The following is a 7,953-nucleotide window of genomic DNA, read 5'->3' on the forward strand; positions in this document are numbered from 1 at the left end:
GGTCAGAGGGGCAGAAGTGGCGAACCATCATAAGCGAAAGGGCTATCGAACTCCGCGAGGCACGGCAATCGCCGGTCGCGATCGGACAAGGTCGGTTCGCGCCCATTGAGCCCCCAGTCGATCGCCAGATCGGGGCAGTCCCAGCGCAGCCCCGCATCGGCCTCCGGCGCATAATAAGCGCTGCATTTGTAGAGCAATTCGCAGTCGGGCGTGATCGTGACGAAGCCGTGGCCGAAGCCCACCGGAATGAACATCTGCCGCCCATTCTCGGCCGAAAGCTCGATTGCGACATGCCGCCCATAGGTCGGCGATCCGCGCCGCAGATCCACCGCCACGTCGATCACCGCGCCACGCGTGCAGCGGATCAGCTTGGCCTGCGCGTGCGGCGGCGTCTGGAAATGCACCCCGCGCAGCGTACCCACGGTGGCCGAGAAACTGTGATTGTCCTGCACGAAGCGACAGTCGACGCCCGCCGCCGCCAGTCGATCCTCGCGCCAGCTTTCCATGAACCAGCCGCGCGCATCGCCGTGGCGGGCCGGGGTGATGATGCGGATGGGGGAAGATGGATTGTCCGGGTTCACCAGCGCAGCCCAAGCCGCAACGTGGCGCCGGGGTCAAGGGGGGCGTCGGCGATATTGCCCGGATCGCGGCGCACGAAGGCGCTCGTCGCGATCCATCCGCCGCGCCATGCCGTCTGCCAGCCCAGTTCGGCATCGATCTCGCGCCCGCGCGGGGCAAGGTCGATCGCCTGCACGCTGCGCGTCGCAACGCCGGTTTCATAATCGTAGCTGTCGGGCAGCAGCAGCGCGAGCCGCCCCGCCTCCACCCGCATCGGCTGCGCGACGCGGAAGGCCACCCGGTCGCGCGCCGCGAACACGCCCGCGCCCGTCAGCGTCAGCGCATAGGCAGCCCCGGTGAAGCGCCCGCCGTCGATCAGGCTCCCCGCACCCGCGCGCGTCCATTGCCGCCGCGCCATCGCCGCCAGCGCCCAGCCCTGCGCCAGATCGACCCCCACCTGCGCCGTCGCATAACGGCTCCGCGCCCCGCCCGCCAAACCGGCGGCGAAGCGACTGCCCAGCAGCGTGCGATCCTCGTCGATCATCCCCAGCCCCGCGCCCAGACGCACCGCCCCGAAGCGCCGCTCGACCCCCGCGTCGATCAGGCTGTAGCGCGCCTGCCCGTTCAGGGTGCGCGCGCCGCCACGCTGCACATCGCCGCGTTCGGCGCGCAGGCTCAGCCCGAAGGCGCCGATGCTCTGCCGCATCGCCACCGCCATCGCCTGTTCCCGCCTGATCCCGATATCGTCCACCGGCGCCCGCGCGACGAGCAGGGCATCGCCGCCCTCCCCCTCGGGCAGCGGCGCCCCGCTCCGCGCCATGCCGAAGGCGACGGAGAGATCGCGGTTCACCCGCCCGGTCACGAAGCCCGACAGCGGCAGCGGCACGTTCACCCCGTTCGGCCCCACCGTCGACGGCGCCAGCTGCGCCCGATAGCGCGCCGCGCCGAAGGCGAAGCCCGCGCCCATCCCCCCGCTGCGCAGCGACGCCTGCCCGATCCCGCCCGACAGCGCATCGAACAAGGGGCGCATCGCCGGCCGCCCGCGCATCGTCCGCGCGACATCGAGTTCGTAGGCGCGGCCATATCCGTCGATGATCACCGCCATCGCCGATCCCGTCTGCCCCGCCGCATCGCCGAACGCGCTGCCCAGTTCGGCGTTGGTCGCGGTCGAGATCGCGACGGTCGATCCCGCCAGGCTCGTCCCCCGCTGCGGCGAGAAAGCCTTGGCGATGTTCAGCACACCGACGCCATTGATCGCATCGGTCCCCGCCGTCCCGATATCGTTCGCGCTCGACAGCAGCAGCGATACGATCTGCGCCGGCGTCAGATTGGGAAAGGCCTGCGCCAGCAGCGCCACCGCCCCCGACACGATCGGCGCGGAGATCGATGTCCCGGTGACGAGGAAGGATGATGTGCCCGGCCCCGGCGCGCGCACCCGCACCCCGTTGGCCAGGATGAACTTGCTCGCGGTCGATCCCGCCCGGTCGCTGAAGTCGGCGATCGCGCTACCGTCCTCGGTCGACGAACCGACGACGATCACCAGCCCGCGTGCGATATTGTCATTCGCGATCCGCGCGAAGGGATCGGCCTCCGCACTGCCGTCATTGCCCGCCGATATGACGATGATCGTCCCGGCCGCCGTCGCGCGGTCGATCGCGGCGCGCAGGGTCGCATTGGCCGGCGATCCGCCCAGCGACAGGTTGATCACCTTCGCCCGCTGCGCCACCGCCACATCGATCCCGGCGGCGATGCTGGTATCGCTGTAACTGCACCCGCCCGATCCGGCGCAGCTGCCCGGCGTATCGGCCCGCAGCGCCAGGATCGTCGCTTCATACGCGACCCCGATGATCCCGCTGTCGTTGCGCGCCGCCGCCAGCACGCCCGCAATCTCGGTCCCGTGCCCATCCTCATCGGCAAAGCCGCTGCCGCCCGCGACATTGGTGGAGGCAGCGGAGATGCGCCCGGTAAACTCGCCCGAACCGTTGCTCAGCCCCGAATCGACGATCGCGGCGGTGATCCCGCTGCCCGTCGCCCGGTTCTGCCACGCGACGATCGCCTGCGCCTGCGTCGCGCCGTTGGAGTTCGTATATTCCTGCGTCTGGAACACCGATGCATCGATCAACGACGGGGTCGGCGTCGGCGTGGGAGTAGGCGTTGGTGTGGGCGTCGGGGTCGGCGTCGATTGCACGCCCCCACCGCCGCCTCCCCCGCAGGCCGCCAGCATCAGCGCAAGCGCCATCGCCGTCATCGTCCTGCCCTGCATAGTCCGCTCCCCAACGAGACTCGTTGGGACAGACCTGTCACGAACAGGATGTGCGCGACAATGGCTTTGTGTGCGCTACGCCCACCCCACAAGCCTCGTCATTGCGAGGAGCCGCAGGCGACGCGGCAATCCACTCCAAACTGCGGAGTGGATTGCTTCGCTACGCTCGCAATGACGAATAAAAGCGGCGTCAAACCGCCGTGAAATCCAGCCCGATATCCGCCGCCGCGGCCGACTGGGTCAGCCGCCCGACCGACACATAGGTCACGCCCGTCTCGGCGATCGCCTTGATCGTATCCAGCCGCACCCCGCCCGAAGCCTCGGTCGGCACGCGTCCGCCCACCAAAGTCACGGCGCCGCGCAGCGTCGGCGCGTCCATATTGTCGCACAGCAGGTGGGTCGCCCCCGCCGCCAGCGCCGGCTCGATCTGGTCGACGCGATCGACCTCGACGATGATCCGCTCGATCCCGGCCGCGACCGCACGGCGCACCGCCTCACCGATGTCGCCGGCGACCGCGACATGATTGTCCTTGATCATCGCGGCGTCATCCAGCCGCATGCGATGGTTGGTCCCACCACCCATCCGCACCGCATATTTTTCCAGCACGCGCAGGCCGGGGATGGTCTTGCGCGTATCGAGCAGGGTCGCCTTCGTCCCCCGCATCGCATCGACATATTGCGCCGTCAGCGTCGCGACGCCCGACAGGTGCTGCACCGTGTTCAACGCCGATCGCTCCGCCGTCAGCATCGCCCGCGCTTTGCCCTTCAGCCGCATCAGCACCGCGCCCTTGGCGACGCGCGCGCCATCCTCCACCAGCGTCTCGATCTCGACATCCGGATCGAGCGCGCGGAAAAACGCCTCCGCAATCGGCAACCCCGCGACCGAAATCGCATCCCGGCTCGCCATCACGCCTTCGAAGCGCGCATCGGCGGGGATCGTCGCGGCGGAGGTGATATCCCCCCCCTGCCCCATATCCTCGGCCAGCGTGCTCGCCACGAAGGCGGAAAGGTCGAAGTTTTCGAGTGTGAAAGGCATCTGCTTCCTCTTCCGTCATCCCCGCGAAGGCGGGGACCCATCCAGTCTCTCCGCGAGTGATGACATTGGATAGGCCCCGCCTGCGCGGGGGTGACGATGAGAATTAGATTTTGGGCCGCCTCACGTCCGGCCCGCTCAGACCACCGGTCATCTCGAGCATCCGATCGAGCGAGCGCTTCGCCGCCACGCGCGTTTCCTCGTCCACCTCGATCTGCGGGGTCAGGTCGCGGAGCGCCAGATACAGCTTCTCCATCGTGTTGAGCGCCATATACGGGCACATGTTGCAGTTGCAGTTCCCGTCCGCGCCCGGCGCGCCGATGAAGGTCTTGTGCGGCGCGGCCTTTTCCATCTGGTGGATGATGTGCGGCTCGGTCGCGACGATGAAGGTCTCGGCCGGATCGTTCAGCACATAATCGAGGATGCCGCGGGTGGAGCCCACATAATCGGCATGGTCGACGATATGGACCGGGCATTCGGGATGCGCCGCCACCGGGGCGCCCGGATGCTGGGCCTTGAGCTTCAGAAGTTCGGTCTCGCTGAACGCCTCATGGACGATGCAGCTGCCTTCCCACAACAGCATCTCGCGGCCCGTGGTGCGCGCGAAATAGCCGCCCAGATGCCGGTCGGGCGCGAAGATGATCTTCTGGTCCAGCGGGATCTGCGACAGGATCGTCGCCGCCGAAGACGAGGTGACGATGATGTCGCTATGCGCCTTCACCGCCGCCGAACAGTTGATGTAGGTCAGCGCGAGGTGATCGGGATGCGCCGCGCGAAACCGCGCGAACTCTTCCGGAGGGCAGCTGTCCTCCAGCGAACATCCCGCATCCATATCGGGCAGGATCACGGTCTTTTCCGGCGACAATATCTTCGCCACTTCGGCCATGAAGCGCACGCCGCAAAAGGCGATGACGTCGGCGTCGGTCGCCGCCGCCTTGCGCGACAGATCGAGGCTGTCGCCCACGAAGTCAGCGAGATCCTGAATCTCGGGCGCCTGATAATAATGGGCGAGGATCACGGCGTTGCGTTCCTTGCGCAGCCGGTCGATTTCGGCGCGCAGGTCCAGCCCGCTCAGATTCTGAACGATCGCAGTCATATCAAATCACTCCAGAGGCCGCTTACGCAGCCAGGCTCCACTGGTCGCCGGTCTCGCGTACGAGCCCCCGGGTCTTCATGTCGATCAGATGCGCCAGCACGGACAGACCGGCTGCGGCGTGCAGGCGCGGATCGACGCCGACATACATAGTGCCGACCATGTCGGGAATCGACCCCACTTGTTTCTCCAGAAGCCGCAAAATCTGCCCCTCGCGCTGCTTTCGATGGCCGATCAGCCCGCGCACGAAGCGGTGCGGCCGTTCGATCGGATCGCCATGCGCCGAATGATAGATCGCGTCCTGCGTCCGCGCCATCAGCCGCTCAAGGCTTTCCAGATAGGCGCCCATATCGCCGTCGGGCGGCGCTACCACGCTGGTGGACCAGCCCATCACATGATCGCCGGTGAACAGCACGTTCGCCTCCGGCAGCGCATAGCACAGGTGGTTGCTCGTATGACCGGGCGTGTGGACCGCCTCGATCGTCCATCCGTCGCCCTCGATCCGATCGCCATCGGCCAGCACGCCGTCGGGCGCATAATCCTTGTCGAACGAAGCATCGGCGCGCGGGCCCACCGCCTCGATCGTCAGCGGCGCGCAGCCGATGATCGGCGCGCCCGTCCGCGCCTTCAGCATCGCAGCCGCCGGGCTGTGATCGCGGTGCGTGTGGGTGCAGATGATCGCCTTCACCGGCGCTCCGCCGATCGCCGCCACGATCGCGTCGACATGATCCTCCATGTCGGGGCCGGGATCGATCACCGCCACGTCGCGCGTGCCGACGATATAGGTCTGGGTGCCCGTATAGGTGAAGGCCGACGGATTATGCGCCAGCACGCGCCGCACCAGCGGATGTTCGGCCTGCGCCACACCGTAAAGCGTCTCTCCCATGCGGCGCATGTGGCATCGGCAAGCGAGGATGTGAAGGGCTGACGTCACTCATCCTCCCCCGCCAGGGAGCGCGAGGTTGAACATGCTCCCAGCATGTTCACGGATCGTCCGGGGGACGATCCGACCTCGCACTGTGGCGCCGAAGGCGACGGAGGGGGAGGATGCGATGATCCGAAGTTCGTCGTCGCCTCCCCCTCCGTCAGCTACGCTGACACCTCCCCATGGCGGGGGAGGATAAGGACAGTCACTCCACCCTCTGCACGGTGAAGCAGAAGCGCGCGCCGCGATCGTCGTTGTTCTCGGCCGTCATCCGCCCGCCATGCGTCTCGATGATCCGCTTCGACAGCGACAGGCCGATGCCCATGCCGTCGCGCTTCGAACTGGCGAAAGCCTGGAAGATGCGCGGCATCATGTCCGGCCCGATCCCCGGCCCCGCATCGGATACGCAGCAGCGCAGCATGCGCCCGTCGCCTTCGGTCGATATGGTGATCGCGGGCTTCTCGCCCCCCGCCGCCTCGATCGCGTTGCGGATCAGGTTCAGCATCACCTGCTGGATCTGGACCGGATCGACCCGCACCATGCCGCGCGCCTGCAGATCCCAGCTCAGCCGCACGTCGGGCCGCCCGGTGCAGGCGATCGTCGCCGCATCGCGCAGCAGCGGCTCGATCGCCGTCCGCTCATGCTGGGCGGCGCCGCGCATCGTCATCGCGCGCAGCCGGTGGATGATCTCGCCCGCGCGATGCACGCTGGCGGCGGCGCCCTTCAGACATTCGGCGACGCGCTCGTCGCGGCCCTCGCGCTCGGTCAGCATCTCGGCCGCCGACACATAATTCTGGATCGCGGCGAGCGGCTGGGTCAGTTCGTGCGCCAGCGCCGACGCCAGCTGCCCCATCGCGTTGATCCGCGCGACGTGGATCAGCTCGTTCTGCAGCGTCTCCAGCCGATCGCGCGTCTCCATCTGCTCGGTCAGGTCTTCGCCCTCGACGAAGATGCCGTGGATATCGCCCGCCGTGTTGCGGATCGGGCGATAGATCAGGTCGATATAGGTGGTCTTATTCTCCACCCCCTCGCGCTTCATGTAGAATTCGACGCCGTGGGCGACGAAATCCTCCCCCGTCCGGTAAACCCGGTCGAGGATGTCGATAAAGCCCTGTTCCTGAACCTCGGGGAACACCTCGATCACCGTGTGGCCCACCACCTCGCGCTCGACCAGCCGGACATAGGCTTCGTTCGCGAAGATGAAGCGATGCTCCGGCCCGTCGAGCACCGCGATGAAGCTGGGTGTGCGCTGCAGATGCTCCTGCAACGCCTCGCGTTCGGTGCGGATCGCCGCGTTCAGCCCGTGCTCGTCCGACAGCGCGATCTGCAACGTGCCGCGCCCCTGATGGCGCGCGCGGCACAGGCGGAAGAATTCGTCGGGCAACGTCTTGCCGCCCCCCGGCGCACCGATCAGCACGCTGCCCGGAACGCCGTTGATCGCCCAGTCGCCATGCCCCAGCGCCGAAACATAGCCGACCGCGGCCGCCGGATTCACCTCGCGCAGCCGCCGCGCCAGGTCCCATCCGTTGACGCCGTCGCCCAGTTCGACATTGACGATCAGGCCCGACAGCGATCCGCCCTCGGCCTCAATCAGCCCTGCCGCGTCAGCCGCATCGGTGACGACGATTGCGCCGCAACCGCTGCTCTCCAGCTGCCGGCGCAACGCCGCCGCATCGGCCGCATCGCGCTCTGCGATCAGGACGGATATCATGCGCTATCCTCTGCTCGTTGCGCCGATCTCGCCGCCGGCCTCGATGCTACGACGCTTTCATACGATATTTGATCCGTTTGCGGAACGGTGGTCCCCGCCCCCTCTCCCCATCCTCCCCACTCGTCATTGCGAGGAGCCGCAGGCGACGCGGCAATCCAGGCCCGCACTAGAGTGAGGCCGCGAGCCTCTCACATGCGGGCCTGGATTGCTTCGCTCCGCTCGCAATGACGAGATAGAGAACACTTACAGAACACCCTTGACAAAACGAACCATTTGGGTTAGTCGCTCCACCATCCTCTCGCCCGATCAGCCTGGGGATGCAGGACCGGCCCGGAGCAGAGCTCGCTCCGCATCCGGGCCGTGACAGGTC

At 67.5% G+C, this 7,953-nt stretch carries 6 protein-coding genes; all 6 read right to left on the reverse strand.

Features of this window, described 5'->3' with window-relative positions:
* Positions 1-2: 2 nt before the first annotated feature.
* The 6 genes from rfbC to EOD43_RS14540 all read right to left on the reverse strand — a co-directional run bounded on the left by rfbC (position 3) and on the right by EOD43_RS14540 (position 7,583).
* Positions 3-581: a dTDP-4-dehydrorhamnose 3,5-epimerase gene (gene rfbC, locus EOD43_RS14515; RefSeq protein ID WP_127744535.1), complete on the reverse strand. Its 579-nt coding sequence runs from the start codon at positions 579-581 to the stop codon at positions 3-5.
* Positions 578-2,821 carry a S8 family peptidase gene (locus EOD43_RS14520; RefSeq protein WP_164857235.1) on the reverse strand — a complete coding sequence of 748 codons (2,244 nt, stop codon included), beginning with the start codon at positions 2,819-2,821 and terminating at the stop codon, positions 578-580. The genes rfbC and EOD43_RS14520 overlap by 4 nt, the downstream gene beginning before the upstream one ends.
* Before the next feature lie 190 nt (positions 2,822-3,011).
* Positions 3,012-3,857: a carboxylating nicotinate-nucleotide diphosphorylase gene (nadC, locus tag EOD43_RS14525; protein ID WP_127744537.1), complete on the reverse strand. Its 846-nt coding sequence runs from the start codon at positions 3,855-3,857 to the stop codon at positions 3,012-3,014.
* A 103-nt stretch (positions 3,858-3,960) separates the two neighbouring features.
* Entirely contained in the window at positions 3,961-4,950 is a 990-nt protein-coding gene (gene nadA / locus EOD43_RS14530; protein ID WP_127744538.1) for a quinolinate synthase NadA, read from the reverse strand.
* A 22-nt stretch (positions 4,951-4,972) separates the two neighbouring features.
* Positions 4,973-5,842, reverse strand: coding sequence for an MBL fold metallo-hydrolase (locus EOD43_RS14535; RefSeq protein ID WP_127744539.1), 870 nt, complete (start codon positions 5,840-5,842; stop codon positions 4,973-4,975).
* 235 nt (positions 5,843-6,077) lie between these two features.
* Positions 6,078-7,583 (reverse strand): ATP-binding protein, encoded by a 1,506-nt coding sequence (locus tag EOD43_RS14540; protein ID WP_127744540.1) that lies wholly within the window; start codon positions 7,581-7,583, stop codon positions 6,078-6,080.
* Between the last annotated feature and the right edge of the window lie 370 nt (positions 7,584-7,953).

The organism is Sphingomonas crocodyli, from assembly GCF_004005865.1.
GTDB classification, from domain to species: domain Bacteria; phylum Pseudomonadota; class Alphaproteobacteria; order Sphingomonadales; family Sphingomonadaceae; genus Rhizorhabdus; species Rhizorhabdus crocodyli.

Bases quoted from the DNA above. Each gene is read 5' to 3' on its own strand.
- nadA (WP_127744538.1), bottom strand. From the start codon at position 4,950: ATGACTGCGATCGTTCAGAATCTGAGCGGGCTGGACCTGCGCGCCGAA.
- EOD43_RS14535 (WP_127744539.1), bottom strand. From the start codon at position 5,842: ATGCGCCGCATGGGAGAGACGCTTTACGGTGTGGCGCAGGCCGAACAT.
- EOD43_RS14540 (WP_127744540.1), bottom strand. From the start codon at position 7,583: ATGATATCCGTCCTGATCGCAGAGCGCGATGCGGCCGATGCGGCGGCG.
- EOD43_RS14520 (WP_164857235.1), bottom strand. From the start codon at position 2,821: ATGCAGGGCAGGACGATGACGGCGATGGCGCTTGCGCTGATGCTGGCG.
- nadC (WP_127744537.1), bottom strand. From the start codon at position 3,857: ATGCCTTTCACACTCGAAAACTTCGACCTTTCCGCCTTCGTGGCGAGC.